General features: G+C 46.8%; 10 protein-coding genes and 1 other RNA gene. 9 read left to right on the top strand and 2 right to left on the bottom strand.

The window, feature by feature from the left end; genetic code table 11:
• Positions 1-124 precede the first annotated feature (124 nt).
• The 3 genes from nifJ (at position 125) to addA (ending at position 11,693) form a co-directional block, all read left to right on the top strand.
• Positions 125-3,655, top strand: a complete 3,531-nt coding sequence (gene nifJ, locus MXE28_RS06290) for a pyruvate:ferredoxin (flavodoxin) oxidoreductase (RefSeq protein ID WP_021841545.1) — start codon at positions 125-127, stop codon at positions 3,653-3,655.
• 423 nt (positions 3,656-4,078) lie between these two features.
• Positions 4,079-7,732 (top strand): PD-(D/E)XK nuclease family protein, encoded by a 3,654-nt coding sequence (locus tag MXE28_RS06285; protein ID WP_247239959.1) that lies wholly within the window; start codon positions 4,079-4,081, stop codon positions 7,730-7,732.
• Complete coding sequence (gene addA / locus MXE28_RS06280) at positions 7,698-11,693, top strand: helicase-exonuclease AddAB subunit AddA (RefSeq protein WP_247239958.1); 3,996 nt, start codon at positions 7,698-7,700, stop codon at positions 11,691-11,693. Before MXE28_RS06285 ends, addA begins: the two co-directional genes overlap by 35 nt.
• A 301-nt stretch (positions 11,694-11,994) precedes the next feature.
• Here addA and MXE28_RS06275 read toward each other — a convergent pair whose 3' ends face one another.
• Together MXE28_RS06275 and MXE28_RS06270 are read right to left on the bottom strand one after the other, a co-directional pair.
• Complete coding sequence (locus MXE28_RS06275) at positions 11,995-12,783, bottom strand: basic amino acid ABC transporter substrate-binding protein (RefSeq protein ID WP_021841542.1); 789 nt, start codon at positions 12,781-12,783, stop codon at positions 11,995-11,997.
• 705 nt (positions 12,784-13,488) lie between these two features.
• Entirely contained in the window at positions 13,489-14,907 is a 1,419-nt protein-coding gene (locus MXE28_RS06270) for an alanine/glycine:cation symporter family protein (protein WP_021841541.1), read from the bottom strand.
• A 133-nt stretch (positions 14,908-15,040) separates the two neighbouring features.
• On the opposite strand from MXE28_RS06270, the gene ffs reads away from it, so the two are divergent.
• The 6 genes from ffs (at position 15,041) to MXE28_RS06240 (ending at position 21,758) form a co-directional block, all read left to right on the top strand.
• Positions 15,041-15,278, top strand: an RNA gene (gene ffs / locus MXE28_RS06265) — signal recognition particle sRNA large type.
• A gap of 14 nt (positions 15,279-15,292) precedes the next feature.
• A complete protein-coding gene (gene dnaX, locus MXE28_RS06260; protein WP_021841540.1) occupies positions 15,293-17,848 on the top strand; it encodes a DNA polymerase III subunit gamma/tau in 2,556 nt (851 codons plus the stop codon).
• A gap of 148 nt (positions 17,849-17,996) precedes the next feature.
• The gene (locus tag MXE28_RS06255; protein ID WP_006555898.1) at positions 17,997-18,332 is read left to right on the top strand and encodes a YbaB/EbfC family nucleoid-associated protein; all 336 of its coding nucleotides are present in this window, start codon (positions 17,997-17,999) and stop codon (positions 18,330-18,332) included.
• Between the two features lies 1 nt (position 18,333).
• Positions 18,334-18,924 carry a recombination mediator RecR gene (gene recR, locus MXE28_RS06250; RefSeq protein WP_021841539.1) on the top strand — a complete coding sequence of 197 codons (591 nt, stop codon included), beginning with the start codon at positions 18,334-18,336 and terminating at the stop codon, positions 18,922-18,924.
• A 10-nt stretch (positions 18,925-18,934) separates the two neighbouring features.
• Complete coding sequence (locus tag MXE28_RS06245) at positions 18,935-19,168, top strand: hypothetical protein (RefSeq protein ID WP_021841538.1); 234 nt, start codon at positions 18,935-18,937, stop codon at positions 19,166-19,168.
• A 19-nt stretch (positions 19,169-19,187) separates the two neighbouring features.
• The gene (locus MXE28_RS06240; protein ID WP_021841537.1) at positions 19,188-21,758 is read left to right on the top strand and encodes a 3'-5' exonuclease; all 2,571 of its coding nucleotides are present in this window, start codon (positions 19,188-19,190) and stop codon (positions 21,756-21,758) included.
• Positions 21,759-21,762: the final 4 nt, after the last annotated feature.

Genomic DNA, 21,762 nt, shown 5'->3' with positions numbered 1-21,762 from the left:
CAGTAAATTGCAGGACCGAATCAAGAGAGAGCTTTTGTTTAGCGTGAAATCAGTTTCCAACAGCGACAACTGCATATGAGATATGCAGACGCAACTATATAAGTATATACCGGGAGGCTTTACTATGCGTAAAATGAAGACTATGGACGGCAATCAAGCCGCTGCACACATTTCCTACGGGTTCACCGAGGTGGCCGCAATTTATCCGATTACTCCGTCATCACCGATGCCGGAACACGTGGATGAATGGGCGGCTAACGGGCGTAAAAATGTGTTCGGACACACTGTTAAGGTAGTAGAAATGCAATCGGAGGCCGGCGCAGCCGGTGCCGTGCACGGTTCATTACAGGCCGGGGCGCTGACCACTACCTACACGTCGGCACAAGGCTTGCTCTTGATGATTCCTAATTTATATAAAGTGGCCGGTGAATTATTACCAGCTGTATTCCAAGTGGCGTCGCGTGCTTTGGCGACGCATGCGTTGTCGATTTTCGGCGACCACCAAGACGTAATGGCTTGCCGTGCCACCGGTTGCGCCATGCTCGCCGAATCGTCCGTGCAGGAAGTTATGGACCTTAGTGCGGTTGCTCATTTATCGGCGATTAAAGGCCGCATGCCGTTTATCAATTTCTTTGACGGCTTCAGAACGTCTCATGAAATTCAAAAAATTGAAGTGCTCGAATACGATGAATTGGCACCGCTCCTCGATCGGGATGCCCTCAAAGCATTCCGCAAACGCGCGCTGACACCGGATGCACCGGTGACGCGCGGTACGGCGGAAAATCCGGATGTGTACTTTACTCATCGTGAAGCGTCCAATCCGTTCTATTTGGATATTCCGAGCATTGTTGAAGAATACATGGCTGAAATCAGCAAACTCACAGGCCGTGAATACCATTTGTTCAACTATGAAGGGGCACCGGATGCTACCGACGTCGTAGTTGTGATGGGCGCCGGCGCTCAGGTAGCCAATGAAACGGTGGAATACTTACGCGAGCAAGGCCGCAAAGTTGGTGCCGTTAATGTCCATCTTTTCAGACCGTTTGCTATGGATCGTTTCATCGAAGCCTTGCCTAAGACGGTTAAACGCATTGCCGTACTTGACCGCACGAAAGAACCGGGCTCCATGGGCGAACCTTTATTCCTCGATGTGCAGGCCGCCATTGCCCGTGCTAAACTGGATATTACCGTTGTGGGCGGTCGCTACGGCCTCGGTTCCCGTGACGTAATTCCGGCCGATATTGTAGCCGCCTTTGATAATTTGGCAGCCGCCGAACCTAAAGCTGAATTCACGCTTGGTATAGTGGATGATGTGACCGGTTTATCCTTGCCTCGTCCCTATAATGTATGGATTGATGCCTCTCACATTACGGCTTGTAAGTTCTGGGGATTCGGTTCCGACGGTACGGTTGGGGCCAATAAGACGGCCATCAAGATTATCGGCGATAACACGGATATGTACGCGCAGGCTTACTTCGATTATGATTCTAAAAAATCCGGCGGCGTGACCATGTCGCATTTGCGTTTTGGCAAAAAGCCGATTAATAAACCATATCTCGTAACACGACCTACGTTTGTAGCCTGTCATCGTCAGGCCTATGTAAATGAATACGATATTTTACAAGGCATCGAAGAAGGGGGCACCTTCTTATTGAACTGCACTTGGACGCCGGAAGAACTTTCTGAAAAATTACCGGCTGCCATGAAGCGGACCATTGCCAATAAACATCTTAAATTCTATATCATTAATGCGGCGCAGATTGCGCAAGACATCGGGCTCGGCGGTCGCATCAACATGATTTGTCAGTCCGCCTTCTTTAAATTGGCCAATATTATTCCGATTGAAGAAGCGGTGCAGCACTTGAAAGATTCCATCGTTGCCACTTATGGTAAAAAAGGTCAGTCCGTTATTGATATGAATATGATGGCTGTCGATAAAGGGGTTAATGCCATTGTGCCGGTAACAGTGCCGGCTGACTGGGCTGATGCGGTGGATGCTCCGGTAGCTGAAACTCAGGAAATTCCTGAATATGTACAAAATATTTGCCGTCCGATCAATGCGCAAAAAGGCTATGATTTACCGGTTAGCACCTTCATGGGCTACGAAGACGGTACGTTACCGGCCGGTTCGGCTGCTTATGAAAAACGCGGCGTAGCCTTATTCGTACCGCATTGGCACAAAGAAAATTGTATCCAATGTAACCAGTGTGCTTTTGTTTGTCCGCATGCAACGATTCGTCCGGTATTGGCTACGGCTGACGAAGTGGCGGCCGCTCCGGAAGGTTTTGAAACAATTCCGGCTATGGGCGCCGGCGACTTACAGTTCCGTATCTCCGTATCGCCGCTTGATTGCCTCGGTTGCGGCAACTGCGTACAGATTTGTCCGGCTCCTAAGGGTAAAGCCATTACCATGAGCCCAATCGATGACGAGTTACACTTGGCCGATGCTTGGAATTATGGTGTAAACTTACCGACTAAAGCGAATCCGATGAAGAAAGAAACGGTAAAAGGCAGTCAGTTTGAAGTACCGCTTCTCGAATTCTCCGGTGCCTGTGCCGGTTGCGGTGAAACACCGTATGCCCGTCTTGTTACGCAGCTTTTCGGTGATCGCATGATGATTGCCAATGCGGCCGGCTGTTCCTCCATCTGGGGCGGTTCCATGCCGACATCTTCCTATACGGTTAACCAGGCGGGTCAAGGTCCTACTTGGGCAAACTCCCTCTTTGAAGATAATGCGGAATTCGGCTACGGCATGCGCGTAGGAACCACGAAGATTCGTGAACAAATCGGTGAATATGTAGCAACCGCTATCGATGAATGCACGGCGGAACAGGCTGAATTAAAAGCCGCGCTTAGCGATTGGAACGAACATCGCGAGCAGGGCGCCGGTACACGTGAACGATCCGCTCGTTTGGTAGCGTTGCTTGAAAAAGTGGCTGAACCGACTAAAGCTATGACGGCGATTTTAGAAGAAAAACAATATCTTGCTAAACGTTCGCAGTGGATCTTCGGTGGCGACGGCTGGGCTTATGATATCGGCTTCGGCGGTCTCGACCATGTACTTGCGTCCGGCGATGATGTAAATATTCTCGTATTCGATACGGAAGTGTACTCCAATACGGGCGGTCAATCTTCTAAAGCAACGCATACCGCGGCAGTAGCTAAATTCGCAGCCAGCGGCAAGCGTACGAAGAAAAAAGACCTCGGCATGATTGCCATGTCTTACGGCTATGTATATGTGGCTCAGGTGGCTATGGGGGCCGATAAAAATCAGCTCCTCAAAGCGATTACGGAAGCGGAAGCCTACCCTGGTCCATCCCTCATTATTGCCTATGCACCATGTATCAACCACGGTATTAAATCCGGCATGGGCACGACGCAGGAAGAATCACGTCGCGCCGTAGCGGCCGGCTATTGGGATCTCTATCGCTACAACCCTGCTTTACGCGGCACTGATAAAAATCCGTTCAGCCTCGATTCGAAAGAACCGACTGAAAGCTTTAGAGATTTCTTGATGGGCGAAGTGCGTTATGCCTCGCTTAAACAGACATTCCCTGAAGTGGCGGAAGAACTCTTTGCCAAAACAGAAGAGGATGCCAAAGAACGTCGTTTATCCTACGTACGTATGCAAGAAAGTTTGGCACCGACTAAATAGGCTTGAATCGAATGGAGTTTGAATCAAATAAGGTTTAAATTAAATGAGATTCTGACTCTAATAAGATTTGATTTTAATAATCTAAATAAGGTTTGACACTCATAATGTAGCTATATAATTTATTTATATAGAATGTAGTAAAACCTCCAAGGAAACTGCACGAATGGGCATTGGGGCCCCATATTCGTGCAGTTTCTGTTTTATGCATTAATGTAGTTGCTGTATAATTGAAAGCATTTTCTTAATCTGTTTCATTTTCTGAGGCGATAGATACTTGTAGTTTGAAAAATTTGGTTGTCTTATACCAAAGGCAGCTATGATATATTTATATATGAGAGTATAGAGTTATATTTATGATTAAGAGTATAATTATATCAGTAGAGAATCTAGATGAAATATACCGCTGTAGGAAGGAGTGAAAGTATGGCACTTTCGGTCTATGTAGGACGGGCCGGCACGGGCAAAACACAGGCCTGCTTTGAGCATGTGAAGCAAGTTATCGAGTCAAATCCGGGCGAGCCTATTTTATACATCGTACCGGATTCGGCGACCTATACGATAGAACGAAGCTTGGCAGAATTCATGCCACAAGGCGGTTTTACCACCGTTCGCGTAGTGGGTTTTAGCCGTTTGGCGTACCAGATATTTCAATCGGTAGGGATGGTGCGCGAATCAGGTCTGTCGGACATTGGGCAAAAGTTATTGCTTCGTTTAATCATGAAACGGGAGCAGGGCAAACTGGAATTATTGGGGCAGTCGGCTAAGCAACCTCATTTTGCCGATGTATTGCAGGGACTCATCAGCGAATGCGATTCATTCCGCGTGGATGCAGCCGATTTGAAAAAAGGGGCTGAGCAGGTCGAATCTATGGTATTGCAGCGTAAGCTTCAGGAACTTGCTCATATCATGGAAGCGTACCAAGAAACATTGGCCACCACCGGTGTTAATACGGCTAATCGTTTGGAAGAGCTCATGGAGGTATTACCAAAAAGCCCGTTAATCCATAATTCCCATGTGATTGTGGACGGCTTTCATTGGTTTACACCGATTCAAATGGAACTTTTATATGAGCTGTTTACATTGGCAAAAGACAGCATTTTGACCATCACCTTACCGCCGGACCTGGCGAAATTACAGGTGCCGCCGCAAAAATTACGACTGTTCGGGCGCCCTCATTCCGTATTTGCAGATGTGATGAAATGGCATGCTTCGCAAAAAGATGCGATAGAGCTCGTGGTGCGGACTTTTGATAAAAATTATCGCTTTAAAAAGCCTGTCTTAGAGAGTTTGGCAACGCGTTATTTTAACTCACCAATCAAAGATAATAATCAAGAGGCCGTATTGCCTGTTACGGTGGCATACAATCGAGCTCGTGAAGCCGATGCCGTATGTCGGCAGATTTTGGAAGCGATGGAACAACCGAATCGGCGCTGGCGGGATATTACCATCATGCTTCGTGAGTCGGAGACCTATGGCGATATTTTGGAAAAAACGCTGAAACGTTACGAAATTCCTTACTTCTCGGATCGCCGCCGACCTATGGTGAGCCATCCTCTAGGTGAGTTTTTACAGGGCTTATTGGAAGTGGTACGTCGGAATTTCGATCATGATGCGGTGTTCCGTTTGTTAAAAACCGACTTCTGGCCGCTCACTCGTTCCGCTGTGGATGAATTGGAAAATTATTGCCTCGAGTTTGGTATTCGGGACTTCATGTGGCTCAAAGACAGCTGGCCGTATGAACGGAAAAACCGTTTTGACAGCAGTGACGATGATGATACGTATGATGAAAAAATCGCAGAGGAAATCGGAGCGAGTGCAACAGCTGATGCTACTGCAAAAGAGGATCCTGAAGTTGATGCAGCAGTAACGGATGTTAATCCTGTATCGACCGGCGATAGGTTAAATAGCACGATTTCTGATGAACTCATGCAGGGAAATACGGAATCTGCGCGCCGTATGCGTGTCAATGCGGCTCATAATCTAATTATGGCCGAGCTACGTCCTTTCTGGGAATTTGCCAAAGAGGAACACACCGGTTATGAATGGTGTGAAGAGCTTTTCTTGTTGATGAGTAATGTGGGCGTGCCTGCTCGCTTGGCACAGTGGGCTACTGATGCGGAAGCGGCCGGTGATGCGGAAAGTGCGGCCGCTCATGAGCAGATGTATAAACGGGTTATTGCTCTTTTTGACGAGATTATGAGTTTGGAATTGCCCGATACGATGACGACGGCGGAAGTGGCGCTGCTTTTGGAAGAAGGGTTAGAAGAAGTATCCTACTCGTTAGTGCCCCCAAGCCTTGACCATGTTATGGTGACCACTGTGGAACGCGGTTATACGCATGAAAGCGATATCGTCTTTTTAATGGGCCTCAATGACGGCGTATTCCCGCAACGTATGGGCGATGAAGGCCTTCTGAAAGATACGGAGCGCGAAGCCTTGAAGGCCGCCGGCGTTACCTTAGCGGAAGGGGCTTTAGTGCGCGCTTTTAATGAAAACTTCTTGCTCTACTTGGCTTGTACGCGTAGTCGTGAGGAACTTCATATTTCCTATGCCGGTTCCGATGAAGAAGGGGCCGCCTTGGAAAGCAGCCTGGCTATTAAACGTTGGCAGCAGTTGGGTTATACGGCCGGTTCCAAGGGAGCGCCGCTTACCATTCCGGAGGGCCAAGAGCCGGACTATATTTGGCGGCCGTTACAGAGTTTATCCTTATTGGCCGGCCAGATGGGGACCGTGGCGCAAGACGGCGATTTAGCGCCGATTTGGCGTAGCGTTTACGATTGGAGCCTTGACGGTCAGGACCGCGAAGCTTTACGGATGGCCACCCGTGGCGTTATGGACTCTAACGATGTGCCCGTAGTGGACCGTGAGGTGGTGCAGGCTTTATTATTCCAAAACGAAGCGTTAAGCGGCTCCGTCACGCGTTTGGAAAAATATCAGCAATGCCCGTTCGCTTTTTATGCCCGTTACGGTTTAAGTTTGGAAGAACGGCCGATTAAGCAGTTCGGCGCCCCGGAAATCGGGATTTTTCTCCATGAAAGCTTGCGCTCCTTGGGTATGACACTTTTAAAAGAAAAACGTCAATGGCGTGATATAAAACCGGATGAAGAAGCGGCGCTTTGCGAAGCGGTAGTGGCTGAAATCAGTAAGGAATTGCAGCTCGGCGAAGAAGGCGATGTGTATGAAACGGTACTCCAACAGCGTTTGGAATCGACCCTCAAACGGACGGTAAATCGTCTTACCGATTGGTCGCAAAAGAGCAAATTCAACACGCGCTATTTGGAAAAGAGCTTTAGCAGTTACGGCGGTGCCGGTCACTGGCCGGCGGTGAAAATATCGTTGGGTGACGAGTCGTATATTCAACTTATCGGTCAGCTCGACCGCGTCGATGAGTGGCAGGATGAGGCCGGTAAAACCTACGGTCTCGTAGTGGACTATAAGTCGGGCTATGCGGAAGTGACGGCATCGGATGTGTATTATGGCCTCAAATTGCAGCTCGTAACCTATCTCTTAGCCCTCGAACGGGCACAGCGAAGCGATCAAATTGAACCGGCTGCCTTGGTATATACGTATGTAAAAAATCCACGAATCAGCAAGAGTAGTGTCCTAACCGAAGAAATGGCATCTGAATTGGTGAAAACCGATACAGGCCTTAAAAATGACGGTTATTTTACAGATAATGTGGAGTTATTGGCGAATATTGACGAAACGGTGGTGGCTGGTAAATCAACGCCATATGTACCGATTCGTATTAGCGGCAATGGCACATCGATTCATGGTCAAGATAAACGAAAGACCAAGTCGCCACAAGACTTTAAGGCGCTTACCGATTATGCGGCACGTGTGATAGGTAAGGCAGGGCAGCATATTTTGGCCGGGCATTTCCCGGTGAGTCCGTACAATTTGGATAATAAGTACATTCCTTGCTCCTATTGTCAATATAAGGCGTTATGCCGTTTTGAAAATACCCGTAATAATTATCGTTATATCAACAAAATAGACGAAGATGTAGTGTTGGCTAAAATGGCGAAAGGAGACGATGTATATGAAGTGGACCGACGCTCAACAAGCGGCGATTGATGCACCAAAGCCGGGCTCGCTCGCTTCACAGACCTTGCTCGTAGCGGCGGCTGCCGGCTCCGGGAAAACCGCCGTTTTGGTGGAACGCATCATTCAGCGCTTGAAATCTAAAGATAATCCCTTATCCATTCAGGAGCTTATGGTAGTAACCTTTACCAAGGCGGCGGCTGCTGAAATGAGTGCTCGTATTGGTGCTAAATTAGCGGAAGAATTCAATAAAACCGGAGATTCTTACTTGGAAGAACAGCTCAGCTTGTTGCCATCCGCTCATATTTCGACGCTCCATTCCTTCTGTCAGTGGGTTATCAGCAGTTATTTTTATCGTCTCGACATCGATCCGTCCTATCGCATCGGTAATGAAGGGGAATTGATGCTTCTGAAAACCGATGTGTTGGAAAAGCTGTTGATAAAAGCCTACGAGGAAAATCAATTTCACATTTTTGAAATTGCCGACATGTTTGGCAGTGAACGGTCCGACCAAGGCATTATGGATCAGATTTTGAACCTTCATGAGTTTGCGTTGGCCCAGTCTGATCCTGAAAACTGGCTTCAAGAGGCTAAGGCACGTTATGAAAATGCCCTTACCCAGCCTATAATGGACACCGTTTGGGGTAAATATTTTATGGACGAGCAACATCTTCTGATTGACGACATTGCTAATCGTCTGGCAAAATTTGCAGACATCCTCAACCAACCGGGTGGGCCTACCAAGGGTGCCGAATTTATTGATGAGCTCGCCTATATGATGTCCGCCCTGACCGAGGCGCAAACCTGGGATGAAATGGTGGCCGCCGTCGCTCTCATTGGCAATCATTCGTTCAAGCGGCTCAATATGAATCCTTTGAAAAAAGATTTGGATAAGGTTGATCCCGGCTTGTTATCTCAGGCTAAGGAACTGATAAAAGGTGTTCGTGAGAGTTTAAAAGAGCTTTCCAGTGGTCCTTTTGCCATTACCGAGGCGGAGTTTAAAACGCAGATTGAGCAAAGCTTACCGTATGTGACGGGCCTCATCGATTTAACGTTGGCCTTTAAGGATGAGTTTGCGAAGGCCAAACAAGAACTGGGCATGCTCGATTTTTCAGACTTGGAACATCTATGTTTAGCCCTCTTGCGGGACAAACAGGACGATGGCCGTTGGGCGCCGTCCGAAGTGGCCATTGAGCTTCAAAACACCTTCAAAGAAGTTATGGTGGATGAATATCAGGATACGAATGGCGTACAAGAAGCTATCGTGAACCTCGTGTCGCGCACCGATAATCGATTCTATGTAGGCGACGTGAAGCAGAGTATCTACCGCTTCCGTATGGCGAACCCCATGCTTTTCATGGAAAAATATCACAGATTCCAGCAGTCCGTTGATGCCGTAGAGCGCCGTATAGACTTATCCCAAAACTTCCGTTCCGATGCGAATATTTTGGAGTTTACCAACTTCCTCTTCCGTCAAATCATGACTGCTGACGGGGCGGAACTGGACTACGGTGATGCGGAAGCCTTAAATCCGGGCCGCAACACCGATGATGCGCCGGAAAACTGGGTCGGTGGCCCCGTAGAACTCCATCTCATCGATGTGGGTAATGAAAAAACATCGACGTTTAGTAAAGGCGCAGCGTCAAGTGAAGCCGGTGCATTAGCTGATGACGATGATGCAGCAGATTTAGAAAATGACGAAAAAGAGACTGCTTTTATCATTGAAAAAATCAAAGAGTTAAAAGCTGCCGACAAGGTTGTACAAAATATGGATGGCAGTTTCCGACCTTTGGAATGGCGCGATATAGTGATTCTCTTGCGTTCGCCAAAAGTCAAAGCAGGCCGTATGGTAGAAGCCATGCGTCAGGCGGGCATTCCTGCTTATGCGGAAGAGAACACGGGCTACTTCAGTGCCATTGAAGTAAAGCTATTGCTGTCGCTACTGCAGGTTATCGACAATCCGGAACAGGATTTGCCGATGGCGGTAGTGCTCAATTCGCCGTTTGTCGGTCTCGATGCGAACGAATTGGGACGATTGCGCATGAGCGGCCAAGGTTCGATTTGGTCATTGTTGGCCGAATATGGCAAAAACACACAAAATGAAGCTGTTCAGGCTTTTGTAGGTCGTTTTGAAAAATGGCGCACCTATTCACGGCATCACAGTGTAAGCGATTTGCTGTGGACCATCTACGAGGATATGAATTATTTGGAATACGTCAGCGCCATGCCGAACGGACTCGTGCGCCGCGCCAATGTAATGGGACTTTACGAACGAGCCAAGCAGTACGAAGCCGGTAGCTTCCGCGGCATTTTTCGCTTTTTACGCTTCTTGGAAAGCTTGCAGGCCGCGGGCCAGGATTTGGGCATCGGCAAAACGGTAAGCGAAGCGGATAATGTGGTGCGCATCATGAGTATTCATAAAAGTAAGGGCCTTGAGTTCCCGGTCGTATTCGTAAGCTCCGTGCAAAAAGAGTTTAATCTGATTGACTTGAAAAAATCCATGTTACTTCACGGCGATAGCGGCGTAGGTATTAAAGGCTATTATGAAAACTATCGCGTCTTATATGGCTCACTGCCATGGCTTTATGTGCGGGACAAGATTGAACTGGCTACCAAGGCTGAAGAAGAACGTATTTTATATGTTGCCTTAACTCGTGCGCGCGATAAATTGTTTATTACCGGTTTTGTAAAAAAATTTGAAGATCTCTGCAGCAAGCAGGCCGCACCGGCCCTCTTGACCGATACGCAGATGCTAAGCAAAAACCTGATTACGGGCGCAAAATCTTATTTGGATTGGTTTATCATGGGCTTAAGCCGCCATTTAAACGGGGGGAATTTGATACGCCAATTCAGTGGCGTAGAAGACGTGGCCTCTATGGATCTCAAGGATAAACAGTGTCGTATACAAGTTGAACTTCATGACGGTAGTCTATACACGGATTTGCAGCGTAGTAAAACAGAAAAATCCGCTATTTTGGCGGCTGTTGAAAAATTGGCTCCAATTGATGCGGAACCGCTTGAAGCCGACTTGGTAGCTCGTTTTAACTTCAGCTATCCATACATGGGTGCTGTCAGTCGTGCCGCTAAAATTTCTGTGAGTGAATTAAAACGACGCTTTGCCGAAGCCGAGGAAGAAGCTGAAACTTTGGTAGAGCCGGCCGGCGGTAATGTGGCTGAGGCGAATGAAGCTGAAGCAATTGATGCATCAATTGCTGAACAGACAGCTGCTGCATCGGTAGCAAATGCATCAGTAGCAAATGCACCGGCAGCAACTGAGCCTACAACCATTCAAGAGACTTCAAAAGGCCTATTACATTCGGAGCTGGGTCCGTTTGATGTCAAACCGAGAGCTTTGGAAGCCGCTGAAGAAGTGAGTACCGGCGCTCGTTGGGGTACTTTGATGCATGAAGCTATGCAGTGGTTGCCGATGGAAAAATATACGCAAAAAAGCTTGAGTGCCAAACTCGATCAATTGGTTTTGGGAGGATATTTTACGCTGGAAGAGCGACAAGTATTGAGTGATAGAGCGCTATACCGATTCTTTACTTCCGATTTGGGGAGTCGTTTGTTAAAAGCCGCTAAAGCTTCGGCGGATACGTCGAACTCGTCAGCTTTAAATCAGTCCAACTCGCCGGGAACGTCGAATTTATCGGATTCAAGTCAGTCGACTTCAAGCCGGTCATATTCACAGGTCGCCAAAGAATGGCCGTTCAGCATGCTCATTGAAGCTCATGATGTGTACCCGGAAGTAGAACCGGGTGAAAAATTATTCCTGCAAGGGATCGTTGATACAGCATTTTTAGAAGATGGCGAGTGGGTTTTGGTAGATTATAAAACGGACCGCGTTAAAACCGGTGATGAATTGATTCGTCGTTACGGTATTCAGTTGCGTATCTATAGTCAAGCCTTAGAGCGCTTGACCGGTAAACCGGTAAAAGAACGTTATATCTATTCATTCCGCTTAAATGATGCGATTGCCGTACCGGCAGAGTAAGTTATATTTAGTACCGTAGCTGCAGAGTAAGTCGTATCTGGTGCCGTGCGTGCAGAGTCAGTTGTATCGGGTAGTAAGTCATATCTGGTTGTTTTGCCATAAGGGACTAGTTTTATGCTATAGTTCCGGGTTATCAATCGTTCAACTTTATAATGAAAGAAAGAGAAGGCGTTATCCCCTCAGCTTTTGCTCAAGGGATAACGCCTTCGTTTTGGTAACGTTATTTGATATTTTCAGCTTCCGTCATTCAAAGTGAATGAGGAGCTATGATTCATTTGTTAAAAACTAGCTTATTTTAAGCTTATTTTTTAGCAGGACCGAACCATTTTTCATAGATTTTGTCGTAAGTGCCGTCAGCTTTCAAATCAGCCAAAGCTTTGTCAGCTTGTTCTTTCAACTGTTTGTCATCTTTACGGAATGCCCATACGAATGGTTCCGGATCTACAGGTTCGCCGATGATTTTGGTATCAGCATCAGCACCTTGTTTTAAGTAGTAAAGCGCAACAGCATTGTCCAATACGATGGCATCAGCTGTGCCGGCTTTTAATTCATTGAATAACTGGGAGTTGCTGTCAACGGATTTAACTTGTGCGTTAGGAATCTTTTCAGCTACGTCTAAAGCAACGCTACCGATTTGAACAACGATACGTTTACCGGCTAAATCGTTCATGCTTGTAGCAGTGTCATCTTTTTTTACAATCGCTACGAAACCGCCTTTTTCAAAATAAGGATTACTGAAAAGAACAGCTTTTTCACGTTCAGGGGTAGCACTGAGGCCGGATGCAATCATGTCGATATCTTTACTCTGCAACGCAGGAATCAAAGCATCAAAGCCCATGCTTTTGAACTGCATTTTGTAACCCATTTTCTTGGCAACAGCGTCGGCAAGGTCAATATCAAAGCCTACATATTTGTCGCCTTCGGTGAATTCAAATGGAGGGAACGTAGTTTCGGCCCCTACCTTAATAACTTTTTCTTGATTGTCACCGCCGGTGCTGCCGCAACCTGCGATTAAACCGGCTGTCAATAAAGCCGCTGTCAAAGTGAGCACAACCTTTTTGCTCGCGAATTTTTTGAGTGAACTAAACATAATTACTTCCCCCTACACTAAAACTTTAAGGACTCTTAAAAACTCAAAATTAATTATATGCATATTATAGCCCTTTTCTGTATAAATATCAATCATAAAATTATAAATATTCTCAGGGCGCCATTTTGCTTCTAGGAAAACCATGTGCTTTGTAGTGGGCGAAAAGAAGTCATGTCCTATTTCCTCCCCAACGAAACAAGTTCTGAGGTTCGTTCAATAGGACATGACTTCTTTTTCTCTCACATATCTCCAGAGTACGTATGGTTTTCCTAGAAGCCTTCAGGCGCGCCTCGAATATTTACGGGGGAGGAAAGGTGATGCACAACATAAGGTTAGTTATATGTGATTACTTAAGAAAGGAAAGGCAGGCCTATTTCCTCCCCAACGAAACAAGTTCTGAGGTTCGTTCAATAGGCCTGCCTTTCTTTTCTCTATCACAGAGTACATATCGCTGTATAACTAATCTTATCTTGCGCATCAAAGGGGGAAAGAGAAAATGATTTTGATTTTATATGTCCTTCGCCCCTCTCCCCGGCGTAAGACGCACAACATAAGACGTTAGTAAAGATATACGTGCTATGCCGTGAAATTGAAAGAAAAAGAGTGACAGTCCTGTTGAACGACCTTTCGAGCTTGACTCGCAGGGAGGAGACAGGACTGTCACTCTTTTGAAATTAAAGTTTTATAGCATGCACGCTACCTTTACTAGTCTTTATGCTGTGCGTCCTTATGCCACCACACTATCCCATCTTGATTAGGGAGTACGCTTCTATCAAATGTAGGCTCTACAATGCCGGCTTTTTTCTGTTTGAAATAGTCGAGCATAGCGGCTTTACATTGTTTCCACAAGAGGAGAATGGCGGTTAAGTTCGTGAGTACCATGAAGGCCATGAATAAGTCGGCCAGGTTCCATACAAGGTTAAGGGAAGCGACGGAACCGAAGTAAACCATGATAACTACGAACACGCGGAAAATATTTAAGTAGAGTGTGTTTTTAGTTAAATGAGCGATGTTGATTTCGCCATAGTAATAGTTGCCCACGATGGAAGAAAAGGCAAACATGAAAATGAAGATAGCCATTACAGGGGCAGCCCAGCTACCGAGTTGCGCAGCAAGGTCATGCTGAATCAAGGCGATGCCGGTGAGACCGGAGCCTGCATAGTTACCGGAGATTAATACGATGAATGCTGAAGCGGAACATACGAGGAAGGTATCCACGAATACGCCGAAAGATTGGATAAGACCCTGTTTAACCGGATGGCTTGCGTCAGCCGTAGCAGCGGCGTTTGGTACGGAACCTTCACCGGCTTCATTGGAGAACAAGCCACGTTTAATACCGTTCATTACGGCAGCACCGAAGAAACCGCCGGCAGCTGCGTCAAAGTTGAAGGCATTGGAGAAAATAGCGTAGATTACGTTTGGTAATTCCGTGATGTTAACCAATACGATGTAAACGGCGGTTAAAATGTATAAACCGGCCATAACAGGTACGAGCCATTCGCTCAAACGAGCAACACGGGCGATACCGCCGAAGATAACGAGGGCTGTTAAAATAGCAACGCCGATGGCGGTTATTTGAGGATCAAGGTTAACGATAAGTAAGGCATTGGCCAATGTGTTGGCTTGTACAGAGTTGTAAATCAAACCGTAGGTCACACTGATGAGCACCGCAAAGAGAAATGCGAAGGCCGGATTTTTCAAACCCATTTTAATGTAGTAAGCCGGACCACCGTGGAAACCGCCCTTACTGGAAGGTACTTTGTAAATCTGAGCCAAAGTACTTTCTACAAAACCGGTGGCAGCGCCGAGTAAGGCGATAAACCACATCCAGAAGATGGCACCCGGGCCACCGAGTACAACGGCGATGGCGATACCGGCGATGTTGCCCACACCAACGCGAGAGGCAGAGCTTACGCAGAATGCCTGGAAGGAGGAAATGCGGTTGCCTTCCGTTTTTTTACCAACACCTTCGCCCAGAAGACGAATCATTTCCTTGAGTTCGCGCACCTGAATAAATCCGGTGCTGAAGGTAAACCAGAAGCCGGCGAGTACTAAATAAATAATAATAATGTAGTCCCAGAGAAAGCCGGTTATGGTTCCGATGAAAGAGTTAAAAGCGTCCATAATACTAATCCTTTCTTAGCTCTTTTGAAAAAAATAATACATCTCTATAGAATTTATCTAGCCTCATTATACTCTATTTAAAGTGTAACGTATACATTTTATTAGGAAATTTATACAAAATGTATGTTGTATTTTGTATAATTTGATTAGCCGGGGGCGACTTGTTTTTTTGCCTTTAGTAGTATATAATAATATAGCTAGCCGTAATGCAGGACTGGATTATGGCAGTCTTGTGGGGCTCGTGCAATGGAAGCCTGTGAATCGTGTCAGGATCGAGAGATAGCAGCACTAAGCGGTTACTTTCATGTGCCACGAGGGAACCTATAAGGCTGTCATAATCGAGTGTTGTGACGGCTTTTTTGTTTATAAGAAAGGAGGGAATCCTATGAGTTATGTAGCGTTGTATCGGAAATGGCGCCCTCAGACGTTTACCGATGTGGTCGGGCAAAAGCAAGTGAGCGAGACGTTGATGCGTGCCATTCGCGAAGACAAGGTGGCGCACGCCTATTTGTTCTCCGGACCGCGTGGGACGGGCAAAACCAGTGTGGCCAAGATTTTTGCGAGAGCCATTAACTGTGAAAAAGGCCCAACCGATCATCCTTGTAACGAATGTACCTCTTGTAAACAAATTTTAAACGGCCAATCCATGGACGTTTTGGAAATAGATGCGGCGTCGAACCGCGGTATTGATGAAATCCGTTCTTTGCGGGAAAGTGTGAAGTTTTTACCCGTTGAAGGTCGTAAAAAAATCTTTATTATCGACGAAGCCCACATGCTGACGAATGAAGCGTGGAATGCCCTTTTGAAGACGATTGAAGAACCGCCGCCTCATATTATGTTTATTTTTGCCACCACGGAAGTGGATAAATTGCCGGTAACGATTTTATCGCGTTGTCAGCGTTATACCTTCCGACGGATTACGGCCGAAGATATTGCGGAACATTTGCTGCATGTGGCCGAAGAAAGTGATATCAAGCTTTCACCTGATGCGGCGCAACTCATTGCCATTCACGCGGATGGCGGTTTGCGTGATGCTCTCAGTATTTTGGACCAGTGCTCCGGCATGACGACGGATGTGATTACGGCGCAGACCGTGGAATCTATGATTGGCCTGGTGGGCAAAGAATGGATTATGACCTTCCTTGATTATTTGCGCAAGGGCGATGGGGCGGCTGTTTTGGTGGCTTCTAAAAAAGCTCTCAGCGAAGGTCGCGACAGCAAACAGATTATTGAAGCTCTCATTCAACATGTAAGGGCCTTACTGATTGAAAAAGTTTTGCCTACCGCAGAAGAATTAGCTTTATATACGCCGTTTAAAGAGGCTTTTGCCGCTCAGGCACAGTCTTTATCGGTGGATGAACTCAATTATTTTGTCAAAGAATTGCAACAGATTTTGAATGATGCGAAACGGGTGGATAATCCGCGCATCGTCATCGAAATGGGCTTGTTGGGGATTTGCGCCCGTGCGCAAGTCAGCGAAGAAGATGTATTACAACGGTTGGCCGCCGTTGAACATCGTTTGGATGAATCGGATAATCAGTTCGGTGCCAGACTGGCTCAATTGGAGCAGCAGCCACCGATGATGAACCCGAATATGATGCATCAAGGTATGATGTCTGACGCGGGTGCCATGAATCAGGCAATGTCAGGCGCGCAAAGTGCCGTGATGCCGGGTTCAGCAGTTCCCGGTACAGTGCCGCCAAGCGGCATATCATCTGCAGTGCCGGGTACGATGCCACCGGGGGTTATGCCGCCCGGTTTGGATATGTCTACGTCGGTAGGCATGGCCCCGCCAACCTCAATGGCGCCGCCTACGCCAAGTAGGAGCAAGGCGCCTGCGAAGCGCAAAGCACCGGCCAAAAATGCCGGCGCCGGTCATGGTCAATCGCCTAAAAAAGGGTCGCGCATTCGCTCAATTATAGGTGATACGGCACTTATTTTAGGTCAGCACATCGAAAATCCTAGGAATTATGATAAAATAAAGAAGGATACCTTACGGTATGCCAATAGTCGGTCTTGGAATTTTACAGCTAGCTTTTTTAACCAGGCTTTCTTGACCTATATCGATGAATCGCGTGTTGTTTTCGTATTCGGCAATCCGATGTTGGTTAATATGTGTAATACGGAAGATCGAATTTTCGAATTGGAGCAGAGTTTACATCAGGCTCTGGGGCGCGAAGTGATGGTGCAAGTGCTTTGCCAAGACGATAGTGCCGCTAAAGGATATTTAGATGCCGCTAAAGCCGTAATTAACGGCGGCGGTGGGCATACGGCGGCAGGTGCTAATAGAGCAACGCACCAGGCCGGGCAACAGCGTCAGTCACAACCGATGGCTGGAACAAGTGACATACCGCCGGTTTCGCAACCAACTGCACAGCCAACAGTACAGCATACTGTGTCGCAGCCAAGTGGAGCATCCCAACCTGTTGATGACTTTGGTGCTTCGAATGCCGGTGGTGCTAATCCGACAGTGGATGACTTCGGTGCGTCGAATGTCGGGGATGCGGCACCTGTTGATGATTTTGGCGCCTCAAGTGCTTCAAATCGCGGGAATACCACTGTGACAGTTGACGATTTCGGTGCATCCGGGGCCACGCCGGTCGGTACACCAACAGTGGATGATTTTGGCGCTTCGAATGTCGGTGACGCTAATCCAACAGTCGACGACTTTGGTGCAGCCGATTTTGAAACAGCGTCACCCCCTGACGATGAGTACAGTGATGGTGAGATGATGCCTTCCGCGGCGGATTCTACAGCTCAAAAAAAAACGGAAGTTCCCGATGAGTTAAAAGGCATGACTAAATGGGATCCCAGTAAGGCTACGCCGGAAGAACGGTCCAATTCCGTTTTGATGGGTGCGCTTATTAATGCACAAGCTGAAGGCAATGACGTGTATGTAGAAATTATCAACGATGAAGAACCATCTAAAGATGCTGATTAGTAATGTGAAGCAGCGTTAACATAATTCACGTTTAACCGCTGAATCATAGAAGTATAGTAAGCTGACGTTCATATAATGAGCGAGCAAGCTTTTATTATAGAAATATATTAATTTTTTAAAATAATGGTTTTTAAAAGGAGGAACAATAATGTTCGGTAAAGGTATGCCAAATATGGGCAATATGCAGGGTATGATGAAAAAAGTGCAGAAAATGCAGGCAGATATGCAGAAGATGCAGGAAGAATTGAAAACTAAAACCGTTGACGCTTCTGTAGGCGGCGGTGCCGTAACTATCGTGATGAACGGTGAAAAAATTGTTCAATCCGTTAAAATCGATCCTTCCGTAGTAGACACTGACGATATGGAAATGTTGGAAGATTTAGTATTGTCTGCCGTAAATGCAGCCGGTCAAAAAGTTGACGACATGATGGCTCAGGAAATGAGCAAAGTAACAGGCGGCATGAAATTACCGGGTATGTTCTAAGATGGCAAATCCCTTAGAACGCTTAGTGGAAGAGTTGCGCCGCTTGCCGGGCATCGGCGCTAAATCGGCCCGGCGTTTGGCGTATTACTTGGTAGAATTGCCGGCTGATGAAGTGGCCACTTTGATTGAAACGATTGAGCAAGCTAAGGAAGCGACCAAACGCTGCTCTATTTGCTTTAATTTGTCGGCGCAAGATCCTTGCGAATTTTGTGCCAACGAAATGCGCGACCATAGCATTATCTGCGTGGTGGAAACATCCCGCGATGTGGTAGCCATTGAACGAAGCGGCGATTATAAAGGTGTCTATCATGTGCTGGAAGGGGCTTTGTCACCGTTGGAAGGCATCGGGGTGGAAGATATTCGTATTAAGGAACTGTTGAATCGCTTGCGCGATGAGACGGTGAAGGAAGTCATTCTGGCCACCGATCCGGATCCGGAAGGGGAAGCGACAGCCCTTTATTTGGCGCGTTTATTAAAACCAATCGGTATTAAGGTAACCCGTATTGCGCGCGGCGTACCGGTTGGCGGTGATATTGAATATGCCGATGAATTGACTATCGGCGGGGCGGTTATGAACCGCCGGGAAATGTGAGGCTTTTCGAATGGATTTAGTGGTAACTGCTGCTGTGGCAGTTGTTGTTATTTATACAATTTTTAAAGTAGCATTTTATACAATCAAACGGGTCGGTTTCAACCTAATTTTGGGCTATGCAGCGTATTATGTGAGTGTAAATTTCTTGCATATTCCGGTGGATATGACCGTACTCATGTGGTTTTTGACAGCTGTGTTGGGCCCGATTCCGGTAATCGTAGTGGCTCTCATGCACAGCATGTAGCATAAAGGAGGCAGTCAGTATGGCTCAGTTAAATGAAGCTCAGCAGCGTGTGGTGAATACGTTGACGAATAACATACTGTTACTGGCCTCGGCAGGTACGGGAAAAACAAATACGCTGGCTCACCGCGTGGCGCACATTATTCAAAGTGGCGCGGCTAAGGGCGAGGAAATTCTTTGCATGACATTTACCAATAAGGCATGTCGTGAAATGAAGGATCGCATTCTGTCTATGGCGGGGCCGGCAGCTAAAGCTGTGGAGGTAAGCACCTTTCACAGCTTTTGTTATAAAGTCCTGCAAGAGGAGAGTAAACTGGATGACAGTCTGTATTTTGACATGGCTATTTATGATGAAGTAGACTGTCAGGAACTGTTGGCTACTTGGTTGCCGGCGGGCATGAAGGACGCGGTGTTCTTCAACCTTATAAGCCATGTGAAGGAATATCGGTCCATTTGGGGCTATTACAGTGAAAACACGGCGAGTGATTATGAAACGACCATCGACCGCCTTTTTATAGAGCAACGCGCTACGATGGAACGTTTTTTTGAAAAACTCAATCCATCCGATTTGGCTGAATTCCGTGAAAAAGGGTATGAGTCTTTAGTGGGCTACGAACAGTCCTTGGCCGGTGTTCACGGCGTCGATTTTACCGACTTGATTACCTTGGTGCATCGTCTATTTCAGGATGAAACGGTGCGCGAACGTTGGCGCAGTCGCTATCGGTATATCAATGTGGATGAAATGCAGGATACCAGCGATTTGGAAGGTACGGTCATGAAATATTTGTGGCAGGGCAATCATGTGCTCCTTTGCGGCGATTATTTTCAGACTATTTATGAATGGCGCGGCTCCAATCCGGAACGACTGTTGGATGAGTATAAGGCGGAGTTTTCACCGGACGTGATTGTCTTTTATGAAAACTATCGTGCCAATAAGTATCTGTTTGATGCATCGTTTGCCGTGTTAGAGCGCATGTTCCCGCGGTTAATCGGTGACTTTTATCAGGAAAAACCGTTTGCCGCCAGTAAGACGCCGGGTGAGCCTATCGTGGTGCACAAGGCGCCCACGGAATGGAAAGAAGGGGCGTATATCTTTGATACCATTCAGACTTTGCCAAAAGATGCCAAAATCGGTATCTTGGTGCGCCAAAACTCACAGGCTCAGTACTTGAGCGCGCTGTTTGAGCGTTTTAATGAGCATGTAGCCCCTGAAGAACAGCGTCAATTTATGATTATTGATGAATATAAATTCTTCCGCCGTCAAGAAATTAAAGATGTAATGGCTTATTTCAAACTGTTACTGAATCCGCATGATGCAGTGAGTGCCAAACGCATTATTATGCGCTATGTGAAGGGCATCGGTGAGGCTCGTATTCAGCAAATTGAAAGCGAAGACGTGCGGACTATGGGCCTTCGTCTTACGGATTTCATGGATATGCAGATTTTTGAAAAAGAACCTTATGACGGACTTCTGCAAGGGCTTACAGCCGGTAAGATTGTGGTCTATGATGTGGAAAGTACGGGGACGGACACAACCCGTGATGAAATTATTCAAATTGCGGCGTGCAAGCTCAATCCGGATGGTTCGGAAGGTGAGATTTTTGAACGATTTATTCGTCCGTCGAAATCAGTCGGTGATTCAGCCGCCGTACACGGGTTTACCGATGAAAAACTGGCTGAAGTCGGCGAAGATGCGACTACAGTATTGGCTGACTTTAAGGAGTTTTCCAAAGGAGCCGTCATTGTCGGTCATAATGTAAATTATGATATCAGCATTTTCACTAACGAATTGGCCCGTCATAATTTGGGGACACCGGAATTTGCCGACGTGTATGATACCTTGGATTTTTTCCGTCGTTTTTATCCCCGTTTGCCGAACCATAAGTTGGGCTTTTTGAGTGAATATTTCCCGATTCATCATAAACCGACTCATAATGCGATGGATGATATTCGGGCAACGGCCTTGTTATTACTCTATGCCATTGAGCATAATATTCGACCGACGGCGGATCAGCGCCGAGCGCTAATCAGTAATTTTAAGAACTCGTTTGCCACTATGGCATCTCAGATGGCAACCTTACGCCGTAAGATTTTGACGGATAAACCATCGGCGTTGTTGGCCTATATTATGAATGATATGGGCGTGCTTTCCTATTATGCGGAACGTAAAGAAAATGACCGCGTAGAGTATATTCGTGATTTGTATCGACTCATGGTAGATTTGGAAGGTCAGGCTAAGGACTTGTCAGGGCGAGCCTGTTTGCAACAGATGCTGGAACAGGCAGCGCTTACGGCGGGTGAGCCGGACCAACGTCTTAAAAATAATGATAGAATTCCGATTATTACGGTGCATCAGGCCAAGGGCAGTGAGTTTGAATATGTGTTTTTGGCCGGCCTTCGGGAAGGATTATTCCCAAGTTGGTTATCTTTGAAAGAAGGAAAACTGTCGGAAGAACAGCGACTCTTCTACGTGGCGATTACCAGAGCTAAAGAGCGGCTCTTTATATCGTATGCCATGACGGATAATCGCGGCCGCGGCGTGAAGCCAAGTGAGTTTTTAAAATACTTACCGGCTGATGTAATCAGAGAATAAGGAG

This window comes from Veillonella sp. KGMB01456 (assembly GCF_023051165.1).
GTDB lineage: Bacteria > Bacillota > Negativicutes > Veillonellales > Veillonellaceae > Veillonella_A.
The sequence above is the reverse complement of the archived record's forward strand: the minus strand, read 5'-3'. Positions and strand labels throughout refer to the sequence as shown.

Bases quoted from the DNA above. Each gene is read 5' to 3' on its own strand.
- MXE28_RS06270 (WP_021841541.1), bottom strand. From the start codon at position 14,907: ATGGACGCTTTTAACTCTTTCATCGGAACCATAACCGGCTTTCTCTGG.
- MXE28_RS06255 (WP_006555898.1), top strand. From the start codon at position 17,997: ATGTTCGGTAAAGGTATGCCAAATATGGGCAATATGCAGGGTATGATG.
- MXE28_RS06275 (WP_021841542.1), bottom strand. From the start codon at position 12,783: ATGTTTAGTTCACTCAAAAAATTCGCGAGCAAAAAGGTTGTGCTCACT.
- MXE28_RS06240 (WP_021841537.1), top strand. From the start codon at position 19,188: ATGGCTCAGTTAAATGAAGCTCAGCAGCGTGTGGTGAATACGTTGACG.
- dnaX (WP_021841540.1), top strand. From the start codon at position 15,293: ATGAGTTATGTAGCGTTGTATCGGAAATGGCGCCCTCAGACGTTTACC.
- addA (WP_247239958.1), top strand. From the start codon at position 7,698: ATGAAGTGGACCGACGCTCAACAAGCGGCGATTGATGCACCAAAGCCG.
- MXE28_RS06245 (WP_021841538.1), top strand. From the start codon at position 18,935: ATGGATTTAGTGGTAACTGCTGCTGTGGCAGTTGTTGTTATTTATACA.
- nifJ (WP_021841545.1), top strand. From the start codon at position 125: ATGCGTAAAATGAAGACTATGGACGGCAATCAAGCCGCTGCACACATT.
- recR (WP_021841539.1), top strand. From the start codon at position 18,334: ATGGCAAATCCCTTAGAACGCTTAGTGGAAGAGTTGCGCCGCTTGCCG.
- MXE28_RS06285 (WP_247239959.1), top strand. From the start codon at position 4,079: ATGGCACTTTCGGTCTATGTAGGACGGGCCGGCACGGGCAAAACACAG.